Origin of the sequence: Gordonia sp. SID5947, from assembly GCF_009862785.1 — a bacterium.
Classification (GTDB): Bacteria; Actinomycetota; Actinomycetes; order Mycobacteriales; family Mycobacteriaceae; genus Gordonia.
The window spans coordinates 3,717,074-3,737,439 of sequence record NZ_WWHU01000001.1 but is presented as its reverse complement, the minus strand read 5'-3'; the positions used below and the strand labels follow the sequence as shown (position 1 = coordinate 3,737,439).

Sequence of the window (20,366 nt, the reverse complement as noted above, 5' to 3'; positions counted from 1 at the left end):
CCGAACGAGAATTCTCCCACTCCGCCGCGGTGCGTGGCGCGGATTCACGCAGCGCAACTCCGGTTCATGCGCAATCTCGCCGCCGGAGGTTCAGCACCACCAGTTCGTCGTGGATACGTTCCGAGTCGGGACCGAATCCGAACGGCACACGGCTCAGATGTGAGGTCTGCCGGTCGGCCCGATAGACCAGTACCGCGGCGGGCACGACGATGACGGCGAGCAGGATGATCATCACGATGGCGTTCATGACTGAAAGTATTTCTCCACCAAGATTCCGCCACCAGTGGCTCGAATGACATTCCACACAAATTTTCTGCCATAATGGTGAGATGTTGAACAAGGTGGCCGTACTGCTTCACCAACGGGTCTCCCTGTTCGAGTTCGGTGTGGTCAACGAGGTGTTCGGGCTCGATCGCACCGACGACGGCGTGCCCCCGTTCGAGTTCCTGATCGCGTCTCCGAACCCCGGTGTGCCGTTGAGCATCGGAAACGGCGCCTCTGTGATCCCCCCTGCCTCACTCGAGGATTGTCTCGACGCCGACCTCGTGGCCATCCCCGGCGGTAGTTCCGGCCCCGACTTCGCACCGGAGATCCTCGACACCCTGCGTGGCGTGGTCAGCAACGGTGGCCGCGTGCTGACGGTGTGTACCGGCGCATTTGCGGCCGGCGCCGCGGGCCTGCTCGACGGGAGGCGCTGCACCACGCACTGGCGATATGGCGCCCAACTGGCGCAGACGTATCCGACGGCGATCGTCGACACCGATGTCCTGTTCGTCGACGACGGGCCGATCACCACGAGCGCCGGGACCGCCGCGGGCATCGACGCTTCGCTCCATCTGGTGCGCGAGGAGTTCGGCCCGGAGGTGGCCAACCGAATCGCGCGCCGAATGGTCGTGGCGCCGCACCGCGACGGTGGCCAACGTCAGTTCGTCGAGGCACCCGTACCGGAATGCGAGTCCGACGGCTTCGCCGGGGTTCTCGAGTGGATCATCGAGCACATCGACCGCGACATCTCGGTCGAGGTGTTGGCCGACCGGATGCACATGTCCACCCGTACGTTCGCCCGCCGATTCGTCGAGGAGGTCGGCGTCTCACCGCACAAGTGGCTGACCGAACAGCGCGTCCTCCATGCGCGGCGACTGCTGGAGTCGACCGACCTGCCCGTCGACGAGGTGGCCGGCTCGGTCGGTTTCGCCTCTGGCACCCTGCTCAGACATCACTTCAACGCCACTGTCGGCGTCACCCCGTCCACGTACCGGAAGCGGTTCGCGCGCTGACGAGCGGCTACTCGGCCCCCGTCGAATCCGCGTACGAATCCGCGAACGACACCCGCGGCGTGGTGGCGGTGTGGAAGACGGCCAGAGCGGCGAAGCCCACGGCCGCGACGCCGAAGCCGACGGCGGCGATGACGGCCACGATGTGGACGACCGTGTACACCAGGCCGTCGCCCGCTCCGGTCGCCAGCGCGGCAGCCGCCGACAGGGTCATCCCGAGCAGGGCCCAGGCGGCGCTCCGGATACGTGGCGCCACCACCGATGCATAGAAGAGGCGCTGGTAGATGGCCAACTCGAACTCGTCGACGGCGGCCACCCGAACGTCGTCCCCGCCCGCGAGGTCACGGAGTTCTCGCGCCAATGCGACGTCTCGCTGCAAGGTGGTCGTCTCTTGTGCGCGGTAGCGGACAAACGCGATCACGCTCACCGCTGCCGCGAGTAGTCCCAGCCCCGCAAATGCTCCCCAACTGTCCACGCTGACACGCTACATGCGACCCGATCGCCGGAGTGCGCCCGGTCACACCCGGACGATCGCCCCGGAAACGACAAAACGCGCGCCGCCCACTGCGCGTACATGGGTGTCCATGCACGTCGAAGCGGACGGCGCGCGCGTCGGCGACCGGACTGACGGCCGCCATCGGCCTGGGCCGGCGGCCGGGTGGTCAGGCCACCTGTGCCTGCCACATCCAGTGCAGTTGCTCCAGCTTGGACGCGATACCGATCAGCAGGTCCTGCGTCACGGGATCGGCCTTCTCCGTGACGTCGATCCGCTCACGCAATCCGCTGATCACCGACTTGAGGTTGTCGACGATGGCCGCAACCACGTCCGCATCCTGAGTCCAGCCTTCGCCGAATCCCTTGGTGTGCGCGTCCTTTGCCACCGTCTCGGCGCGTCCGTCGGGGCTGACCCCGATCGCCGTCGCACGTTCCGCTGCGGCATCGGTGAACTCGCGACTCACCGTCACCAGCTCGTCGAGTTCGAGATGGACAGAACGGAACTGACGGCCGACGACGTTCCAATGCGCCTGCTTGGCGATCAGCGAGAGATCGATCAGATCGACCAGGGTGTCCTGCAGTGCCCGGCCGGTGACGGTCTGCTGCTCTTCGGTCAATGTGCTGGTGATGGGCGTCTTGGTGGTCAACTCCACCACTCCTTTCGCGGCACGGCAGGAACCGTGCTCATCTGGGGGACTGAGGTCAAACCGTGGCGGTGACGGTTTGCGCGATGTTGCCGCGCGTGGCCTTGGAATACGGGCAGAACGCGTGCGCGCCGTCGGCCAGCTTCTGGGCGGTGGCCTGGTCGACGCCCGGGATGTGCACCTCGATTGCCGCGGTCAGCCCGAATCCGTTGTCGGCGGGATCTTTACCGATGCCGATCGTGACGGAGACCGTCGAATCGTCGGGCACCGGCGTGCCGGCCTGCTTCGACGTGGCTCGTAACGCGCCGAGGAAGCATGCCGCGTAACCGGCGGAGAACAGTTCCTCCGGGTTGCTCCCGTCGCCGCTGCCGCCCATCTCCTTTGGCGGACGGAGTTCGAGATCGATCTGGCCGGTCGCCGAGACGACCTCTCCGTCGCGGCCTCCGCCGGATGCCTTGGAAGAAATTGTGTACACCGGGTCGATTGCCATCGTTGACTCCTCCACGTGGGTCGATTTCATTTCGGTGAACTGCCTACTGCTTGAACAGCTCTCGGTCCGTATTCATTTCCGGCCGTCGTCGAGAGTCACAGAATCGGAACAGATTCTGCGACTTGGCAACTGGGGCACATACCCCAGAAGATGAGCTCCGCCTCGTCGACGCGGTATCCGTGGTCGCGGTCCGGGGCGAGGCAGGGCGCCTCGCCGACCACGCAGTCGATGTCGATGATCTCTCCGCATGCGCGACAGATCAGGTGGTGGTGGTTGTCCGCCGTCCGGGTCTCATACCGCACCGGCGACCCCGCGGGCTCGATCCGCCGCAGCAATCCCCGCGCCGTACAGGCACGCAGCACGTCGTAGACGGTCTGCGTGGACACCGCGCCGAGACTCTCTCGGACGCCGGCCGCCACGAAGTCCGCTGTCGAATGCGGATGCTCATGCAAGATCTCCAGCACCGCGAGCCGGGGCGCGGTGACGCGCAAACCGGCCTCTCGCAGTTGTCGATGAAGCATGTGCCGATCGGACATGGCCCCACACTACACTCGTTTCTGGAATAGCTCCAGAACTTGGAGGAACTCCAGAAAATGAGGCATGCCTCACCTCATCCACGCGTGGCCCCCGCCGTCGAGTCGCGCTCCCCGTCCTCGTGTCCTAATCTGCGTGGACGAGATCGTGTGTAGCAGCGGGCCGAGTTCCCACTGTTCGCGTCCGCGGGGCCCCCTCTCAGGCTTCGCGTCGAAAAGCGCACGCGGCTCACTCACACGAGAGAGACGTTTCATGTCCGACATCACCGCACTGTCCGACGGTCGCCGTCCCGAGGTGGCCGCGTCCCGAGATGGCCGGCCCTATGCGATGGCCGAACTCAATCGCGAAGCAACGATGGGTGGTCTGGGCACCGAGACCAGCGAACGCGAGGTCCGCCGCATCAGCCTCGCCGATCTCGAATCCCGTCGCGAGCAGATCACCGAGGAACTGTGGTCCGCGGCAACGGATATCGGATTCTTTCAGGTCGTCGACCACGGCATCGACCTCGGTGACGTGGCCCGCGCCTTCGACATGTCCGCCCGGTTCTTCGCGTTACCTGCCGACGTCAAGGCGCAGTACCCGCTGAAGAAGGGGCAGAACGCCGGGTGGGAGCACACTTCTCAGGTCCGCCCCTCGGTGGGCACACCGGATCAGAAGGAGTCCTATCAGCTGACACTGCCCAGGATGGCCGGGCTCTGGCCTTCCGAGACCGAACTCGCGGGCTTTCGGACGACGATCCTCGAGTTCGAACACAAGTGCTGGCGTCTCGCCATGGATCTGCTCGGATGTTTCGCCACCAGGCTCGGCTTCGACAGCGAGTTCTTCACCCGGGCACACGATCCCAGCGCCGAGACGTACCAGAGCACGCTTCGCCTGCTCCACTACTACGCCTTTCCGGAGGACTTGCTCGACACGGACACCGCGTGGCGTGCGGGTGCGCACACGGACTTCGACGTGCTCACCCTGTTGTTCCAGCGGACCGGCCAGGGCGGCCTGCAGGTCCTGCCCGGCGCCGAGGCGGAAGGCCAGGCCTGGACTCCGGTCGAACCGTCCGACGACGCGATCACCTGCAATATCGGCGACATGCTGATGCGGTGGTCCGACGACCGGCTCCCGTCCAACTTCCACCGCGTGCGACCACCGCGCCGCGGTGAGGACACCGGCCCGCGCTACTCGATCGCGTACTTCGCGCAGGCGAACACCGACGCGGTGATCGAGAGCGCGGAGGGCAAGTACCCGCCCGTCACCGGGGGCGATTACATCGCCCAGCGGATCGCCGCCAACTTCGCGAAGTAGGTCAGACGTGCTGACACCACCCGACTCTCCATCGTTCACCGACGTCACCGTCTACTCGGGCGGAGCGTGGCGCGCGCATCAGGATGTCCGTATCGCCGACGGCATGGTCGCCTCGATCACCGACACACCGGCGCCCGCAGACGGCGGGCACCGGTACCTGATCCCGGGATTCGTCAACACTCACACGCATCTCCAGCAGTCGTTGATGCGCGGGATCGCCGAATGCACCCCACTCCTCGAGTGGCTGCTGGCGGTGGGCGAGGAATCCGTCGCGATCACACCTGAGCGCGCCTACCTCGCCGCGGTGTCGGCCTGCCTGGAAGCGCTCCGGACGGGCACCACCACCGTCGTCGAGCACATGTGGCCGCATCCCTCGGACGAGGTGCACGGTGCGGTGCTCCAGGCCCTGCGCGACACCGGGATTCGTGCCGTCTTGGGGCGCGGTGTCGCCGATCGCGCAGACGCCTCGCGACGATGGGGCTTCGAGCCACGCCTGATGCAACCGCTCGATGACGTGCTCGATCACGTCGAACACCTGCGCGCTCAAGTCGATGACGCGCCGATCACGCTCGCGCTCGCGGTGCCCAACCCGCGGTCGATCACCGAGAGCGGCATGGTGACCCTTCGCGAGTTCGCGCAGGCGCGGGATCTGCCGGTGTCGATCCATCTGCTCGAGACACCGACCGATGACCGTATGTGCCTCGAGCACGTCGGGACGGGTGCAGTCGAGTATCTGGACCGCAACGGCTTCCTGTGGGACCGCGTGCTCGCCGTCCATTGCGTCGAACTCGACGACGCCGGCCGGCGCATTCTTGCCGAACGCGGCGTCGCGGTCTCCCACAACCCCATCTCGAACATGCGTCTCGGCAGCGGTGTCGCGCCGGTACCCGCGATGCTCGATCGCGGCATGATGGTGGGTTTGGGCGTCGACGGCGCTGCCAGCAACGACACCCAGGACATGCTCGAGACGTTCCGGATCGCGTCCTACCTCCAGCGAGCGGTACACCAGCGTGCAGATCTGCTCGGCTTTCCCGAGATGCTCGACATCGCTTGTGGTGGAGCCAACCTCGCCCTCGGTTTGCCCGCGGTAGTCGGCGGCGTGACGGTCGGTACGCCCGCGGATCTGACCCTGATCCGGTTCGACCGGGACCATGCGACGCTGCCCGTGCGGGACCCGGGTGCATCCCTGCTCACCACCGGGTCGCGCTCGATCGTCGACACCGTGATGGTCGACGGACAGATCGTCGTCGAGGACGGCCGCAGCACGCGGATCGACGAGGGGGAGTTCACCAAAGAACTGCTCGCGCTCGGCTGACCTACCGGGCTGCCGCCCCACCCCACCGACCGGGAAAGTCACCTATCGCGAGTAGCCCCCGCCCCCGAGCGACCGAAGAGTTCAACCGCCGATCGAGTAGCCCCGAGCGAAGCGAGGCGGCGTATCGAGATCACCGCGCCCGCAGCATCTTGGTCGGACGCATCCGGGTGGATTCCGGGAGCCATTGGTTGACGCTGCGGCGCAGCGTGAAGGCCGCCGCGACGATCAGCAACGCGAACTGCACCCACGAGATCACGACCATCGCCGACCACACCTCCGGGTACCGGAACAGGAGATCGATACCGATCGGGATGCACAGCAGATTGACCACCACGGCGGCGAGAAAGAAGTTCCGGCAGTTGCGGCTGCGATAGTGCGCCGCGGCGACGAGCAATGCGTACTCGACCACGAGGAACACCACGATCATGATCAGCATGAACGGCGGGAAGAAGCCGGCCAGGGGATCGACCTGATCTTGAGGGCTGGCGTTGCGCGGGTCGTCGACGACACCGTCGAGTAGTCGTTGCCGCAGGACATCGGTGATCAGCCCCAGGTTGACGAAGCCGTAGACGACGCTGACCAGCCCGGCGACGGCCGCGCCCCAGAACGCGACGCGCGCATGCAAGGCCAATGCCAGGGGTGCGGGTCCCGGATCGGCGTCTCGGGGCGGATAGAGATTCGCCTGGTCCCGGTCCCGCGAACTCCGCGCGATCTCCGCCAGGTCCTCCGCGTCGAGCTCGGCCTGAGACGGGATGCGATCGGGGTCGTCGGGTTGGGTCATGGGGCGATTGTCCCACGCACCGCATCCCGAGCCTGCGTCGTCATCGCTCGATCTTCAGCATCCGGCCGACCGTCGCCTGCCACATCGTCCCGTCCGGCGCGATGGTGCCCGTCAGCTCCAGCGGTTCGTCGACAGGCGCTGTCCCGACCTGGAGGGTCCGCACCCGGCGTCCGGTCGCGAAGTCGGTGGCCACGTAGTCGACGGGTCCGAGTTGCTGAATCGTTCCCGGCACGTACGGCCCGTATCCGAGCGCGTGGATGAGGCCGTCGGCACGTGAGAGTCGCGGCAGTGTCGCGAGCCGGTCGTTGTTCTCCCAGATCCGCCGGCATCCGTGCGACGAGACATCGATCCGGGTCGATCCCCCGACAAACGGCGCGTTCGCCGGCACGCTCGGTCCGGTGACCGCCATCGGCGGGTACTGGTACCCGTAGGTGCTCGGGATGACCAGCGAGTCGCCCCAGGCCATCGGCGAGTTCTCGGTTCCCTGCCCGGACCGGTCGAACGCGGGCATCCGGCAGACCGTCGAGCCGGTGTCACTGTCGTAGACGATCAGCTGTGGGCGACGCGCATTGTCGACGATGGCGACCCAGCCATCGCCACCCGGCCCGAAGTACGTCGGCGTGGTGCCGGATCCCCAGGTCAACTGGCCGGGCATACGGGCGGACCCGCGGTCGTAGGCGCGACGCCACACCACATGTGGGACGCCACTCGCGCCCGCACGCATCTCATAGAGCGCATGGGTGGTGAGAACGGAGGCGCCGTCCGCGCGGATCGACAACCCGTTGCCGAGTTCCTCACCCCGGGGAAGACGCATCGACCGCACGTTCTTCGCCGTGTCCACCGTCCCGACCACACCCCGGGTGGTCGCGAACCAGATCCGCCCGGAGAAGTCGGGCGCCAAACCGGTGATCGCATCGCCGGCCGGGATGTGCCGGGCAACGTCGATCCGGTCGTCGACATGGACCTGCCACCCCCGCGAGGTCTTCCGATGCGCGACACGGAGGATGGCGCCGGAACCGTCGGCCACCACCACTCGGTCGTGGTCGTCGAGGTAGCCGTAGACGCCACCGAGCAGCCCGCCCTTGGCGAGTTGCAGCCGCGCGAGCGGGGCCGCGGTCGCCGGATCGAACAATGTCACCGTCGGAACGACGACGTTCGGCGGTCCGGCGCCGGGAGCGGGCCGATTCGTCGCGGTCCCGACGAACTGGGTGCAGAGCGACACCGGCATCCCGTCGTGCCCGACGAACGTTGCGGCGCAGGCACCCCCCGGTACCGACGATGCCGCGAGCCGGGCATGCCGGCCCGGACCGGGGAACGGTGTCGAGTCGGTGGACCACAGATCCCCGTGCATGAGCGAGGTTCCGGTCGGACCGACACCCGTGGACGGCGACGGCGCCGAGGGCGCAGCCTGCGCCGACCCCCGAGCAGCCCCCACGTCAGCAGGACCGCGACGAGAACCGCAGACCACCGAGAACGACCACCGCGCAACGCTCTACACCCCCACGACACCGCGACAGCAAATCACATTTCGCTGGGCGCCGGAAGCATCTCGGTCATGATGCTCCCGGCACCCGTCAGATCCGATCAGCGGTTGAACTCTCCCAGAAGGAAGTTCGTCGCCGGCAACAGCGTGGTGACCATCGGCAGCGCGTGATTGACGACGAGACCCGGGAAGATCGGCGGGATGCCGTTGGTCACCATCCGCACATCCGCTCCCTGCGCACGCCAATCCCGCTCCAGTTGGGCCACCTGCCCGTACGGGATCACATCGTCGTTGATGCCGCCCTCGAGGAGCACCGGTGCATTCGGGCGCAAGGTGCCGATCCGCTGTTCGTCGACCACCTTCTTGGCTTCCGGGTTGCGGTCGATCACCCGGGAGAGCGGCTCACCGGTTCTGGTCCACTGGTTGGTGCGCTGGAAGCCGAAGGCCAGTCCGGTGTCACCGATGCACTGGGTGGCCACCTGGGACAGCACCCGACGGCCTGCCGGGGTGGTCTCCCGATCGAGGATGGGGCCCAGCGCCGGGTACCGCGCGGTCAGACCATTGATCGCATAGCCGATCCCGCCGACGATGAAGGTGCCGTCGATGCGATCGATCACCTTCGCCAGGTCGGCAGGCGGAGCGCCCGCATAGGTCCCCTTCACATCGAGGTCAGGCGCGTATGTAGCGGCCATCTCCGCCGCCGACGCCGCCGCGCCGCCGCCCTGCGAGTAACCGGAGAAACCGACCGGCGCGTCAGCCCCCGCCTTGGACAGGCGCAGCGCGGCACGGGCGCCGTCGAGCATGGCGGCACCCGACTCACGACGATTGACGTAGGTGTGGATGCCTGGGGTGCCCATCCCGATGTAGTCGGTGATGAACACCCGCACGCCGTTGATGAGCAACAGGTTGAGTTCGAGTGCGGTGTAGTTCACCGCGATACTCGGCTTGGCCGGGTCGATGGACAGCGGGAAGCTCATGAGTTTCGAGCCCGCACACTGGTCGCCCTGGCCCACCGTGCCCGGACCGAGCACGATCGTCGGGCGTTCACCCTTTCCACGCCATGCCGCGGTGGGCTCGACGAGCGTTCCGGTGACCGGCGCCGGCGTCCCGTCCTGGTAGCTGGAGGTGTACATGACGCGGGTGGCGGTCCCCGGCCACTGATTCTTCACACCGGGTATCTGCAGAAGCAGCGGGCTGGGCTGGCTGCGGATGACCGAACCGGGTTCGGCCGCGAAAGACGACGGCGGCGTGTAGAAGTCGCCGGCCGCCGATGCCGCAGGCGACGCGATCGTGATACCGGCCGCAGCGACCAGGCCGGTCGTCACGACGGCCGCCAATCGATGCGTCGACGTCGAACGACGTCCCGACCTACCGAACAGATTCCCCCAGGTTCTCCTCATGGAGAAGTAAGCTACCGCACAGTAACTTGGTCAGGTGACCCGGGCCATCGTTCGGGGCGATGATCGGAAGGCGCAGGTCAGCGCGTCAGCACCTCAGTCACGTCGCCGCAGTGTCTCGACGGCTGCGGCCACCAGGTCGTCGACGTCTCGGGCCACATCCGCCGTCAGGCCCTGTTCGTCGTCGCCGAGCGGTTGCAGGGTCGCGAACTGCGACGTCAGCAAGGAAGCCGGCATGAAGTGTCCGGGACGGTGGGCCTGGCGGCGGGCGATCAGGTCGGCGGATCCATCGAGGTGGAGGAACCAGACCGTCGGTTCATGCGCACGGAGCACATCCCGGTATGCGCGCCGCAGCGCCGAGCAACTCGCGACGCCACCGTCGGCATGGTCGGCAAGCCATGTCCCGACCTCGTCGAGCCATGGGAGACGGTCGGCGTCGTCGAGGGGGTGGCCGGCGGCCATCTTGGCGATGTTCGACTCCGGATGCAGGTCGTCGCCGTCCACGAACGGGACGTCGAGGCGGTCGGCCAGCGCTCGGCCGACGGTGGACTTCCCGCAACCGGAAACACCCATCACGACCACCGGGGGCGTGGCCCTTCGTGACGCTCGCAAGCTCGCTCCTCAGGGATCGGAGGGACCATCCGGCACACTCACCCACCCCGCTCCCTGAGGTGCGAGCGAAGCGAGCCACGAAGGGGCCGTCAGACCAGCAGCTCGGCGATCTGGATCGTGTTGAGCGCGGCACCCTTTCGCAGGTTGTCACCCGATACGAACAACGCCAGGCCTCGACCCTCGGGTGCGCCCTCATCCTGACGGATTCGACCCACCAGCGAGACGTCCTTGCCCGCGGCGTCGAGCGGTGTCGGCACGTCGACCACCTCCACACCGGCCGCGCCGGCCAGGATCTCCCGCGCCCGCTCGGGCGAGAGTGGCTCGGCGAACTCCGCGTTGATCGACAGCGAGTGACCGGTGAACACCGGCACGCGCACGCAGGTGCCGCTGACCAGCAACCCGGGGATGTCGAGGATCTTGCGTGACTCGTTCCGCAGCTTCTGGTCCTCGTCGGTCTCACCCGAGCCGTCGTCGACCAGTGAACCCGCCAGCGCGACCACGTTGTAAGCGATCGGCGCGACGTACTTGACCGGCTCCGGGAACGAAACCGCACCGCCGTCGAGCACCAGCTTCTCGGCATCGTCGGCACCGGCGCGGATCTGTCCCGCCAGTTCCTCGACGCCGGCCAACCCGCTGCCCGACACCGCCTGATACGACGAGACCACCAGGCGCTGCAGACCCGCGGCATCATGCAACGGCTTGAGTACCGGCATCGCCGCCATCGTGGTGCAGTTCGGGTTCGCGATGATGCCCTTCGGCGGATTCTTCGCGAGATCGCCGTTGACCTCGGCCACGATCAGCGGCACCTCGGGGTCCTTGCGCCAGGCCGACGAATTGTCGATGACGGTGACACCCGCCGCGGCAAACCGCGGCGCCTGTTCCTTCGACATCGTGCCGCCCGCAGAGAAGAGCGCGATGTCGAGGCCGGACGGATCCGCCGTCGCCGCATCCTCGACGACGATCTCGCCGTCGCCCCACGGCAGCTTCTTGCCCGCCGACCGCGACGATGCGAAGAATCGCACCTCGTCGGCCGGGAACTTGCGCTCCGCCAACAGGGTTCGCATCACCCCGCCGACCTGACCGGTGGCGCCGACGACGCCGATCCGAGCTCCCATGATCAGCGCCCCGTTCCCGCGTAGACGACGGCCTCTTCCTCGCCACCGAGATCGAAGGCCTGGTGCAGTGCGCGCACGGCGTCGTCGAGTTCGGTGTCACGGCAGAGAACCGAGATGCGGATCTCCGAGGTGGAGATCAGTTCGATGTTGATGCCCGCGTCCGAGAGCGCCTCACAGAAGGTCGCGGTCACACCGGGATGACTCTTCATCCCGGCACCGACGAGCGAGACCTTGCCGATGTGGTCGTCGAAGAGCAACTCGGTGAAGCCGATCTCTTTCTGCAGCTTGGTGAGCTTCTCGACCGCGGTCGGGCCGAGCTCACGCGGCAGCGTGAACGTGATGTCGGTCTTGCCGGTGTCCACCTTGGAGACGTTCTGCAACACCATGTCGATGTTGATGTCCGCCTCGGCGACGGCCCGGAACACCTTGGCGGCGTAGCCCGGCTTGTCGTCGAGCCCGACCACCGTCACCTTCGCCTCGCTGCGATCGTGTGCAACTCCGGTGAGAATCGCTTCTTCCACGGGAATGTCCTCCATCGAGCCGGCGACCATGGTGCCGGGTTTTGTCGAGTACGACGAGCGCACGTGAACGGGAACGTTGTATCGGCGTGCGTATTCCACACAGCGCAGCATCAGGACCTTCGCGCCACACGCCGCCATCTCGAGCATCTCCTCGAACGAGACGGTCTGCAGGTGGCGGGCGTTCGGCACGATGCGCGGGTCGGCGGTGTAGATGCCGTCGACGTCGGTGTAGATCTCACAGACGTCGGCCTTCAGTGCCGCGGCCAGCGCGACGGCGGTCGTGTCGGAGCCGCCGCGACCGAGTGTGGTGACGTCCTTGGTGTCCTGAGAGACACCCTGGAAGCCTGCGACCAGGACGATCTTGCCGTCGTCGAGTGCGCTGCGGACACGACCGGGGGTCACGTCGATGATCTTCGCGGCGCCGTGGGTGCCGGTCGTGATCACGCCGGCTTGCGAGCCGGTGAACGACTGCGCCTGCGCACCGAGGGAGCTGATGGCCATGGCGACCAGCGCGTTGGAGATTCGCTCGCCCGAGGTCAGCAGCATGTCCATCTCCCGCGCCGGCGGCGCGGGGCACACCTGGTTCGCGAGGTCGAGCAATTCGTCGGTGGTGTCGCCCATCGCGGACACCACCACGACCACGTCGTTGCCTTGTTTCTTGGTCTCGACGATGCGTTCGGCGACCCGACGGATGCGCTCGGCCGTCGCGACCGACGATCCGCCGTATTTCTGCACAACGAGTGCCACGTCGAACCACCTTCCGGGATTGTCGGATGCATCGGTTCGGATGCATCGCCCCTGCTCGGGATCGGTCTCCGATTGAGCTTTCGGGGCCTTCCTTGCGGGCATCACCTTACCGGCGGCGCCGTATGCGCCCGAATCGAGCGCTGTTCACGCAGGCCAGACACGACGTCGGCGTGAGCTCTGGACGTGCGAAGAGTCCGACTCGCCTCCGCAGCGGCGCGGGGTTGTGGTCGCCGACCGTCCATCGCCCTAACATCGCTCAGGTGGCCATTGGAACCGACGTCGGCACGACCCCCGCGGGTCGTCGCGAGCCAGATGACCGTCGATCGGGCCCACGAACCACAGCGAAGCGCTCCGACGACCGGCCGTCCCGACCGACATCACGCACTCGGACGCCGGTCCGGACCTGGCTCGAGCCGATCCTCCTGTTCCTCGCGATCCGGGCCGTCGGCATCCTGGTGCTCGCCCGTTTCGCCCAGCTACGCGACACCACGCTCGGGAACACCCTGTGGTTGTGGGACGGCAAGTGGATGGTGGCGATAGCCGAATACGGATACGCCGACGTCCCGTTCACCCAGACCGACGCCCGCGGGCTGCATACCGCCGACACCGCGTACGCCTTCTTCCCCGGTTATCCCATGTTGGTCGGCGGCGTGGCGAGATTGCCGCTGGTCACCCCCTTCGGGGCGGCGATCACGGTGAATCTGCTCCTGGGCTGTATCGCCGCAGTGGGCGCCGCGCGTCTCGGCGCGCTGTGCGCCCGCGCGATGGCCGCGAAGTCCCCGATCGGACCCGCGAGCCCCCGCCGCACCGGATTGTTCCTCGTCGCCCTCTTCGCCGCGACCCCGATGTCGGTCGTCTTGAACATGGCATACACGGAAGCGTTGTTCTGCGCGCTGGCCGTATGGGCCCTGATCGGCGTCCTGGAGCGGCACTGGCTGCTCGCCGGCATCTGCGCATGTCTGGCCGGCGCAAGCAGACCGACGGCGATGGTGTTGATCGGGGTGGTGATGCTGGCCGCCCTGCTGGCGCGCCGCGACGGTTGGCGGGCGTGGGCCGCGGTGGTGATCAGCCCTCTCGGGTACCTCGGCTATCTCGCCGTCGTCTGGGCCCACACCGGATCGCCGACGGGTTGGTTCCGGATCCAGACCGAAGGCTGGGGCACCGAATTCGACTGGGGTCATGCCACCTTCACCTTTGTGAACGACGCCCTCACGCACGCCGGGGAGGTGGCGCCGGTCGCATCCGCCTGGATCATCCTGTCGACGGTGGCGATGCTGGTGATCGCGGCGTGGTCGCGGCTGCCGTGGCCGGTCTTGCTGTACGGGGCGCTCGTGATCGCATCCATCGTGCTGTCGAGCGGATTGATGATGAGCCGCGCCCGCCTGCTCCTGCCCGCCTTTGTCCTGCTCGTACCGGTCGCGATGGTCCTTGCCCGCTGGCGACCCGCCGTCGGGATCGCGACGATGGTGCCGGTCGTCATCGGCAGCGCGTGGTTCGGAGCTCACATGCTGACGGTGTATCCGCACGCCATGTAGGAGCCTCGGTCCAGGACCGGCCGCTCAGCTCCTGGGCGGACGCAGGCCGTCGAGCACCACGCCGATCAATCTCCGGCGCGTCTCCTCGGTGTCCTCGGCCACGCATGTCATCGACAGACCGCCCATCAGACGCGTGATGTCGGCAGGTTCCACATCCTCGCGGAAGTCTCCACTACGACGTCCGGATTCGAGGATGGCGGTCATCAAGTCCCGCGAGTTGTTCCGCGTCTCCTCGAACACGGGTGCGTCGTTGCCGACCGCGACCATGATCGCTTCTCGCATCCCACGCTTGGTGCCCGCCGTCGCCATGTACGCGGCGAACATGCTCTCGAGAGCGGCCACGGCGGACTCGGTGTCCAGCAGACGGCGGCCATCGGCCACGATCTGTGCGGAATAGCTGCGAAAAGTCGCCTCGAGCAACGCCGTGCGGTTCGGGAAGTGGCGATAGAGCGTCCCGACCCCCACCCCGGCCTCGGCGGCGACCTTGTCCAACGCGACGTCGGTGCCCTCGGTGGCGAAGAGGTCTTGCGCGGCGGCCACCAGCTTGTCGTAGTTGCGCGCCGCATCGGCACGCGTGGGCCGCTTGGACGCCGGTGCCGGAGGGTTCGTCTCCTCATCGACGGCCTTCGCGGCAGGACGAGATCGGGCGCCCACGACATCCACTCCTCACGCTCTTCGCGTGCCCGGGACGTCGCGGTGACATCGGCGGACACGGATTCATCGGCACTGCTGTTGCTAAACGGAGGAATCCTCCGTATATTAATCGGAGGAAGCTTCCGTTTCACCGCTGAGTGTACTCCACAATCCCTACTCGAAAAGAGCTCATCAATGTCTCTTTCGCCCTCACTCGAACGCATCCGGATTCCCGGGCAGCCATCCCTGGCCCAGCGGGTGCGATCACGGATCAACACCGACGCACTGGTTCTCCTCGCGGTCCTCGGATGCCAGCTGATGGTGGTGGTGGACGCCACGATCGTCAACGTCGCACTGCCGGATATACAACGGTCCCTTGGCTTCTCGACGTCGAGCCTGTCCTGGGTACTGAACGCCTACACCCTGACCTTCGGCGGTCTACTACTCCTCGGGGCCCGACTCGGCGACATCCTGGGCCGTCGGGGCACCTTCCTCGGCGGGCTCAGCCTGTTCGTCTCGGCATCGGTGTTCGGCGGCTTTGCCACCGACACGTCGATGTTGTTGGTGGCCCGGGCATTTCAAGGTGTCGGCGCAGCCTTGGCCGCACCCGCCGCGCTGGCCCTGCTCATGACCCGCTTCCCGGAGGGGAATCAACGAACTCGTGCGCTGGCCCTGTTCACCGCGGTGTCCATCGGCGGATTCTCCCTCGGCCTCGTGCTCGGCGGCGCACTCGTCCAGTGGCTGGACTGGCGCTGGGTGTTCTTCGTCAACGTCCCCATCGGAGCGGTCGTGATCGTCGCGGGCCTCCTGTCGCTTCCCCGGACCGCGGCCCAGCCCGGAGCTTTCGACCTCCAGGGTGCGCTGTATTCCACCGCAGGCATCGGTGCCGTCGTCTACGGCCTGGTGAACGCAGCCGAACACGGGTGGTCGACGCCGGTCACGATCGTCGCGCTGATCCTCGGATCGGCCTTCCTGCTCGGCTTTGTGTACACCGAAAGCCGTGCACCGCAACCGATCACACCGCTACGGCTGTTCGCCAGCGTGTCTCGCAGCTCGGCTCACCTCGGCCGCCTGGTGATGGTCGCCGGATTCATGGGCATCATGTTCTTCCTGACCCAGTATCTCCAGGAGGTCCTGCATTACGGCCCACTGGCGACGGGCGTCGCCTATCTCCCGATGACGGTGGCCACCTTCGGCGCGTCCCAGCTCACCGCGCGCGTCCTGGTCGGCCGGCTCAGCACCCGCACCCTGCTGATCACCGCGTTCTCGGTGGCGGCGGCCGGCCTCTACTGGCTGACCACCCTCGATGCCCAGACGCCCTACCTCGCCCTGCTGGGTCCGTTCGTGCTGATCGGTGCCGGCGGCGGGATGGCCTTTCTGGCATTGACCACCGCGGCGCTCCGCGGTGTGCACCCGGACGACGCAGGCGCGGCATCCGGATTGGTCAACACCGCACAGCAATTGGGCGGCACCGTCGGCCTCGCGATCATGGTCGCCGTGTTCGGCGCCGCGACACGGGGTCTGACACCCTCGAGCACCACCTTCGCGCACGGCATGACCGTCACGGTGCTCACGGCCGCCGTCCTGCTCACCGCGGGCGCGGTGCTGATGGCGATCACCCAGGGGGAGCGCCGGGCGACGGCAACGGTACCCGCCCCTGTGCGGTGAATCCCGCACACAGATAGGCGATCCCGTCGTCGAGGCGCGATCGAGGGTCGAGAAGCCGTGGCGCCGTGTCACATCCGGACAGTTCGGACAGATGCGGCGCCGCGGCCTTGCTCCGCCCGCCGATCAGATCCTCGAGTCCGTCCGGGCGCTCGGAAGGCTTCTCGGTGCGCAGTAGGTCGTCGCTGACGGCGACCAGTGCCACCCCGTGCACATGCGTCCAGACCGCCAGTGCCATCCCGGTGGCCTCGACGAGGTCGACACCGAGATCGACGAAGCCGGCGGCGAACCAGTCGAGACAGCGCAGCGACTCGTCGCCGAAGCTGTGCCGCGGGGACGAATACGCAAGCACCACCCACGGATGACGCCGATACAACTCCCAGTCGATCTCGACGACGATCCGCACGCGCTCCTGCCACGACGGCGCCGTGTTCACCGGATACGGGAAACGCCGGCCGATCTCCTCGGACATCTGCTGGAGCAGCGCATCCTTGTCGTCCACGTGCCGGTACAACGACATCGCGCCGACACCCAGTTCGTCGGCGATCCTGCGCATCGACAGCGCGCCGATGCCGTCGCGGTCGGCGACGTCGATCGCGGCGTCGACGATCGCCGCAAGGGTCAGCTTCGATCCGACCGCGGATCTGTCGGCGGCCGATCTCTCCTCAGGCGGCAAACCTCGGTTCCTCTCCCTGGTCGCGTCCGCAAGGCACACCTGCGGGAACAAATCACTTGCGTACAGCGTACTCATACTCGTACCCTTCGAGGCGTACGGCGTACGCGGCCCCTGAGCAGCGTGCGCCGTCGCCACTGTTTACGAGTTCCAGGAGAGTTCGAGATGTCCACCCTCATCCCATCGTCAGATCAGCGCCGACGGAATCCCTCCGGCGCCGACCGACGCATGTGGTGGGGACTGGGTGTCCTCACCCTGCCGGTGTTGTTGGTGTCGATGGACTTCTCGGTGCTCTACCTGGCCATTCCGGCGATCACCGAGGCACTCGACCCGTCCGCGGCCCAGCAGCTCTGGATTCTGGACATCTACGGATTCCTGATCGCCGGCCTGCTCATCACGATGGGCAACGTGGGCGATCGACTCGGTCGTCGCCGGATCCTGCTGGCCGGTGCCGCACTGTTCGGCGTCGCCTCGGTGATCGCCGCGTTCGCGCCCACCGCAGGGGTGCTCATCGCCGCACGCGCCCTGATGGGCGTCGGCGGCGCGACCCTGATGCCGTCGAGCCTCTCGCTGATCGCCAACATGTTCCCCGACGCACGCGACCGGGCCAGGGCGATCGGCGTGTGGACGGCCGCATTCGCCGGCGGCAGCGCGCTCGGCCCGGTGATCGGCGGCGTGCTCCTGCACCACTTCTGGTGGGGCGTGGTGTTCCTCATCAACGTGCCGGTGCTGGCTGTGCTGTTCGTCGCCGCCCCACGCCTGGTGCCCGAATACCGCGCACCCAACACCGCCCGGTTCGACGTCGTCGGTGTGGCGCTCTCGATGCTCGGCATCCTGCCGCTGGTCTATGCCGTCAAGACGATGGCTGCCGACGGGGTGAACGGGACGGTTGTCGCGATCGGCGTGTTCGGCGTGGTGATGCTCGCGCTGTTCCTGGCCCATCAGCGCCGGGTGGCCGCGCCGCTGCTCGATCTCGCCCTGTTCCGGAATCCGCAGTTCAGCGCGGCCGTCTCGGTCGCGTTGGTCGGCATGATGGCACTCGGCGGGATGTCGTACCTCACGGGCGTCTATCTGCAATCGGTGCGCGGTTTCGACGTCCTCACCGCGGCGCTGGCGGGGTTGCCGATGGCGGTCGCGGTGGCCGTCTTCTCGATCGGCGCGTCCCGGGTGGTCGCGGCGCTCGGATTGCGCGCGGCGTTTGTCGGGTCGGTGTTGCTGGCCGCGGTCGGCAATCTCGGTCTCCTCGCCCTGTCGATGTCCAGCCCGCTGTGGATCTACCTCGTGTGCACGTCGGTGGCGGGCATCGGCTACGGCATCCAGTTCAGTCTGGTCTCCGACGTGGTCGTCGGGTCGGTCCCGGTGGAGCGGTCCGGTGCGGCGTCGGGAATCTCCGAGACCAGCTTCGAACTCGGCACGGCACTCGGCCTCGCATTGCTCGGTTCGCTGGCAACCCTGGTGTTCCGGGAGAACTCCGACGGCTGGGACTTCGGTGACACGCTCGGCGACACCCTGCACCGCGCGGTCGAGATGGGCGACAACGGAACAGGATTGGCGGGCGCCGCGCAGACGGCGTTCGTGGACGGAATGCATGCCGCGTCGCTGGCCAGCGTCATCACCCTCGGTGTGCTCGCGGTGGTGCTGACGGTTGTCATGCGCGAGCGCACCGCGGAGGATCCGGCGACGCCGGAACACGCCCACGCGGGCGATCGCCGCTAGCCTGGGCTGCGTGCACGAGCTGATCGAAGGCCGCTGGAGCGCGCGCGGCTACGACCCGACTGCGACCATCACCACCAGCGACGTCGTCACCATCCTCGAGGCCGGCCGCTGGGCGCCGACGTGGGGACGGGTGCAACCCATCCGGTTCATCGTCGGCATCCGCGGCGATCACACCTTCTCGGCGATCACCGACGTCCTCTCGCGGGGCAACGCCGGATGGGCACCGGCATCGGCCGCACTCATCCTGGTCTGCACCGCGGCCGAACCCGACGACGAGAAGGCCCGCACCTATGCCGCGGTCGACACCGGCCTGGCGGTGTCCCAGATGATCCTGCAGGCGGCCGACCTCGGTTACAACGGCCACCCGATGGCGGGATTCGTTCCCGACCGCGCTCGGGAACGATTCGCCATCCCCGACGATCGCCGGCCGCTGGTGCTGCTGGGCGTCGGCAAGATCGCCGACCCGGCGGCGGTCGCGCCGGAGATCCGGGAACGTGACGAGAAGCCGCGGACCCGTCTCCCGCTCGGCGAGGTGGCGTTCAGCGAGACCTGGGGTCACGCGTTCGACACCCCGTAGCACGCCGAACCCGCCGATCGGGCACAGGATCGCGCCGATCGGCGAGGGGCGAGGCGCGCGAGGGATCAGTACTGACCACAGGTCGCCTTGGCCTTCTTGATGGCCTCGTGGTTCTTCTTCATCTCCGCGCGCATCGGCGGCATGACGTGGTGATCCTTCAGGAACTGTCGGATCGACGCACGGGTCGGGTGATTCTTGCGGAACTCGGAGCGCTTGGCCTGCTTCTGCTCCTTCGTCATCGTCATCGCCGATTCGAAGTGCTTCTTCAGCTTCGGGTTGCTGTCGATCCGCTTCCACAGGGCCGGGTCCTGCTTCGACAAGGCGTTCTCGACCTGCGACACCGTGCACTTGGTGCCCGGCACGCTCGTGTGCGGCGCAGGCGATGCCGGTGCTGCGGTCGCGACACCGCCGACCGCGATGGCCGATGCGATGCCGGCGCCTGCGACGCTGCAGGCGACACCGCGGGCAAACCGCTTACCGGGGCGAGTGGAATGAGTCATGTACACATCCTTCGTTGTCGGTCGAACGGCAGAGCCGTCGCGTGGCATGCACGGCCGCGACGGACCGGGCATGCGTGGAAAACTAGCGGCGGCGTATGAGACAGGACTGAGAATCACCCAACAGTCCGCGCAGAGGATCTGCTGGTCAGCGCGCTTTTGCCCGGTTTGCACCGGCATGCCGGAATCGGTAGCCGCCGGTTGTGCCCGGGCGGCGCGGGTTCCGGCATCATTTGATCGGCGCGCCCGGTGAGGAGTACAGTGCCAGGCATGCAGCGCGCGCTCCTTCTCGGTTGCCGCGGCGGGGTCTGAATGACCGGCCCTCCGTCGCGGGCCTACTCATGCGCCGGTCATCTTCCCCAATTC

21 protein-coding genes are annotated in these 20,366 nt (G+C 67.3%); 7 read left to right on the top strand and 14 right to left on the bottom strand.

The genetic code is table 11. The annotated features are described in order from the left end of the window. Window positions 1-64 precede the first annotated feature (64 nt). Window positions 65-247: a hypothetical protein gene (locus tag GTV32_RS17060; protein ID WP_202421829.1), complete on the bottom strand. Its 183-nt coding sequence runs from the start codon at window positions 245-247 to the stop codon at window positions 65-67. An 82-nt stretch (window positions 248-329) separates the two neighbouring features. Here GTV32_RS17060 and GTV32_RS17055 point away from each other — a divergent pair, with 82 nt between their 5' ends. Further along, complete coding sequence (locus GTV32_RS17055; RefSeq protein ID WP_161061322.1) at window positions 330-1,277, top strand: helix-turn-helix domain-containing protein; 948 nt, start codon at window positions 330-332, stop codon at window positions 1,275-1,277. 7 nt (window positions 1,278-1,284) lie between these two features. On the opposite strand, the gene GTV32_RS17050 is transcribed toward GTV32_RS17055, so the two are convergent. The 4 genes from GTV32_RS17050 to GTV32_RS17035 form a co-directional block, all read right to left on the bottom strand. Next, the gene (locus tag GTV32_RS17050) at window positions 1,285-1,749 is read right to left on the bottom strand and encodes a hypothetical protein (RefSeq protein ID WP_161061321.1); all 465 of its coding nucleotides are present in this window, start codon (window positions 1,747-1,749) and stop codon (window positions 1,285-1,287) included. 187 nt (window positions 1,750-1,936) lie between these two features. Then, window positions 1,937-2,416, bottom strand: coding sequence for a DNA starvation/stationary phase protection protein (locus GTV32_RS17045; protein WP_161061320.1), 480 nt, complete (start codon window positions 2,414-2,416; stop codon window positions 1,937-1,939). Between the two features lie 55 nt (window positions 2,417-2,471). After that, complete coding sequence (locus GTV32_RS17040) at window positions 2,472-2,903, bottom strand: organic hydroperoxide resistance protein (protein ID WP_161061319.1); 432 nt, start codon at window positions 2,901-2,903, stop codon at window positions 2,472-2,474. Window positions 2,904-2,998: 95 nt separating this feature from the next. Next, on the bottom strand, window positions 2,999-3,439 hold the full coding sequence (locus tag GTV32_RS17035) for a Fur family transcriptional regulator (protein WP_161061318.1): 441 nt from the start codon (window positions 3,437-3,439) through the stop codon (window positions 2,999-3,001). Window positions 3,440-3,764: 325 nt separating this feature from the next. Here GTV32_RS17035 and GTV32_RS17030 point away from each other — a divergent pair, with 325 nt between their 5' ends. Further along, entirely contained in the window at window positions 3,765-4,733 is a 969-nt protein-coding gene (locus tag GTV32_RS17030; protein ID WP_237421912.1) for a 2OG-Fe(II) oxygenase family protein, read from the top strand. Window positions 4,734-4,740: 7 nt separating this feature from the next. Further along, complete coding sequence (locus GTV32_RS17025) at window positions 4,741-6,048, top strand: amidohydrolase family protein (protein WP_161061316.1); 1,308 nt, start codon at window positions 4,741-4,743, stop codon at window positions 6,046-6,048. Between the two features lie 130 nt (window positions 6,049-6,178). Here GTV32_RS17025 and GTV32_RS17020 read toward each other — a convergent pair whose 3' ends face one another. The 6 genes from GTV32_RS17020 to GTV32_RS16995 all read right to left on the bottom strand — a co-directional run bounded on the left by GTV32_RS17020 (window position 6,179) and on the right by GTV32_RS16995 (window position 12,704). After that, window positions 6,179-6,829, bottom strand: a complete 651-nt coding sequence (locus GTV32_RS17020) for a hypothetical protein (RefSeq protein ID WP_161061315.1) — start codon at window positions 6,827-6,829, stop codon at window positions 6,179-6,181. A 40-nt stretch (window positions 6,830-6,869) separates the two neighbouring features. Next, window positions 6,870-8,264 (bottom strand): hypothetical protein, encoded by a 1,395-nt coding sequence (locus GTV32_RS17015; RefSeq protein WP_161061314.1) that lies wholly within the window; start codon window positions 8,262-8,264, stop codon window positions 6,870-6,872. 149 nt (window positions 8,265-8,413) lie between these two features. Continuing rightward, the gene (locus GTV32_RS17010; protein WP_161061313.1) at window positions 8,414-9,712 is read right to left on the bottom strand and encodes a lipase family protein; all 1,299 of its coding nucleotides are present in this window, start codon (window positions 9,710-9,712) and stop codon (window positions 8,414-8,416) included. Window positions 9,713-9,805: 93 nt separating this feature from the next. Beyond that, window positions 9,806-10,282 (bottom strand): gluconokinase, encoded by a 477-nt coding sequence (locus tag GTV32_RS17005; protein WP_161062588.1) that lies wholly within the window; start codon window positions 10,280-10,282, stop codon window positions 9,806-9,808. A gap of 128 nt (window positions 10,283-10,410) precedes the next feature. Further along, complete coding sequence (locus GTV32_RS17000) at window positions 10,411-11,436, bottom strand: aspartate-semialdehyde dehydrogenase (protein ID WP_161061312.1); 1,026 nt, start codon at window positions 11,434-11,436, stop codon at window positions 10,411-10,413. Window positions 11,437-11,438: 2 nt separating this feature from the next. Beyond that, entirely contained in the window at window positions 11,439-12,704 is a 1,266-nt protein-coding gene (locus tag GTV32_RS16995) for an aspartate kinase (RefSeq protein WP_161061311.1), read from the bottom strand. A 416-nt stretch (window positions 12,705-13,120) separates the two neighbouring features. On the opposite strand from GTV32_RS16995, the gene GTV32_RS16990 reads away from it, so the two are divergent. Next, entirely contained in the window at window positions 13,121-14,239 is a 1,119-nt protein-coding gene (locus GTV32_RS16990; RefSeq protein WP_343287453.1) for a hypothetical protein, read from the top strand. 24 nt (window positions 14,240-14,263) lie between these two features. Here the strand turns inward: GTV32_RS16990 and GTV32_RS16985 are convergent, their stop codons facing one another. Beyond that, the gene (locus GTV32_RS16985; RefSeq protein WP_161061310.1) at window positions 14,264-14,893 is read right to left on the bottom strand and encodes a TetR/AcrR family transcriptional regulator; all 630 of its coding nucleotides are present in this window, start codon (window positions 14,891-14,893) and stop codon (window positions 14,264-14,266) included. Between the two features lie 174 nt (window positions 14,894-15,067). On the opposite strand from GTV32_RS16985, the gene GTV32_RS16980 reads away from it, so the two are divergent. Next, window positions 15,068-16,540, top strand: coding sequence for an MFS transporter (locus tag GTV32_RS16980; RefSeq protein WP_161061309.1), 1,473 nt, complete (start codon window positions 15,068-15,070; stop codon window positions 16,538-16,540). Here the strand turns inward: GTV32_RS16980 and GTV32_RS16975 are convergent. Then, complete coding sequence (locus tag GTV32_RS16975) at window positions 16,488-17,213, bottom strand: TetR/AcrR family transcriptional regulator (RefSeq protein WP_237421572.1); 726 nt, start codon at window positions 17,211-17,213, stop codon at window positions 16,488-16,490. The two genes, GTV32_RS16980 and GTV32_RS16975, sit on opposite strands and share 53 nt — an antisense overlap. A gap of 162 nt (window positions 17,214-17,375) precedes the next feature. Here GTV32_RS16975 and GTV32_RS16970 point away from each other — a divergent pair, with 162 nt between their 5' ends. Both GTV32_RS16970 and GTV32_RS16965 read left to right on the top strand, forming a co-directional pair. After that, a complete protein-coding gene (locus GTV32_RS16970; protein WP_161061307.1) occupies window positions 17,376-18,926 on the top strand; it encodes an MFS transporter in 1,551 nt (516 codons plus the stop codon). A gap of 10 nt (window positions 18,927-18,936) precedes the next feature. Further along, window positions 18,937-19,503, top strand: coding sequence for a nitroreductase family protein (locus GTV32_RS16965; protein ID WP_161061306.1), 567 nt, complete (start codon window positions 18,937-18,939; stop codon window positions 19,501-19,503). A 65-nt stretch (window positions 19,504-19,568) separates the two neighbouring features. Here GTV32_RS16965 and GTV32_RS16960 read toward each other — a convergent pair whose 3' ends face one another. Next, window positions 19,569-20,003, bottom strand: a complete 435-nt coding sequence (locus GTV32_RS16960; protein WP_161061305.1) for a hemophore-related protein — start codon at window positions 20,001-20,003, stop codon at window positions 19,569-19,571. Between the last annotated feature and the right edge of the window lie 363 nt (window positions 20,004-20,366).

Excerpts from the sequence above, each read along its gene's own strand:
- GTV32_RS17055 (WP_161061322.1), top strand. The coding sequence starts at position 330 with ATGTTGAACAAGGTGGCCGTACTGCTTCACCAACGGGTCTCCCTGTTC.
- GTV32_RS17040 (WP_161061319.1), bottom strand. The coding sequence starts at position 2,903 with ATGGCAATCGACCCGGTGTACACAATTTCTTCCAAGGCATCCGGCGGA.
- GTV32_RS16960 (WP_161061305.1), bottom strand. The coding sequence starts at position 20,003 with ATGACTCATTCCACTCGCCCCGGTAAGCGGTTTGCCCGCGGTGTCGCC.
- GTV32_RS17035 (WP_161061318.1), bottom strand. The coding sequence starts at position 3,439 with ATGTCCGATCGGCACATGCTTCATCGACAACTGCGAGAGGCCGGTTTG.
- GTV32_RS17020 (WP_161061315.1), bottom strand. The coding sequence starts at position 6,829 with ATGACCCAACCCGACGACCCCGATCGCATCCCGTCTCAGGCCGAGCTC.
- GTV32_RS16980 (WP_161061309.1), top strand. The coding sequence starts at position 15,068 with ATGTCTCTTTCGCCCTCACTCGAACGCATCCGGATTCCCGGGCAGCCA.
- GTV32_RS17005 (WP_161062588.1), bottom strand. The coding sequence starts at position 10,282 with ATGGGTGTTTCCGGTTGCGGGAAGTCCACCGTCGGCCGAGCGCTGGCC.
- GTV32_RS17030 (WP_237421912.1), top strand. The coding sequence starts at position 3,765 with ATGGCCGAACTCAATCGCGAAGCAACGATGGGTGGTCTGGGCACCGAG.
- GTV32_RS17010 (WP_161061313.1), bottom strand. The coding sequence starts at position 9,712 with ATGAGGAGAACCTGGGGGAATCTGTTCGGTAGGTCGGGACGTCGTTCG.
- GTV32_RS17000 (WP_161061312.1), bottom strand. The coding sequence starts at position 11,436 with ATGGGAGCTCGGATCGGCGTCGTCGGCGCCACCGGTCAGGTCGGCGGG.
- GTV32_RS16970 (WP_161061307.1), top strand. The coding sequence starts at position 17,376 with ATGTCCACCCTCATCCCATCGTCAGATCAGCGCCGACGGAATCCCTCC.
- GTV32_RS17060 (WP_202421829.1), bottom strand. The coding sequence starts at position 247 with ATGAACGCCATCGTGATGATCATCCTGCTCGCCGTCATCGTCGTGCCC.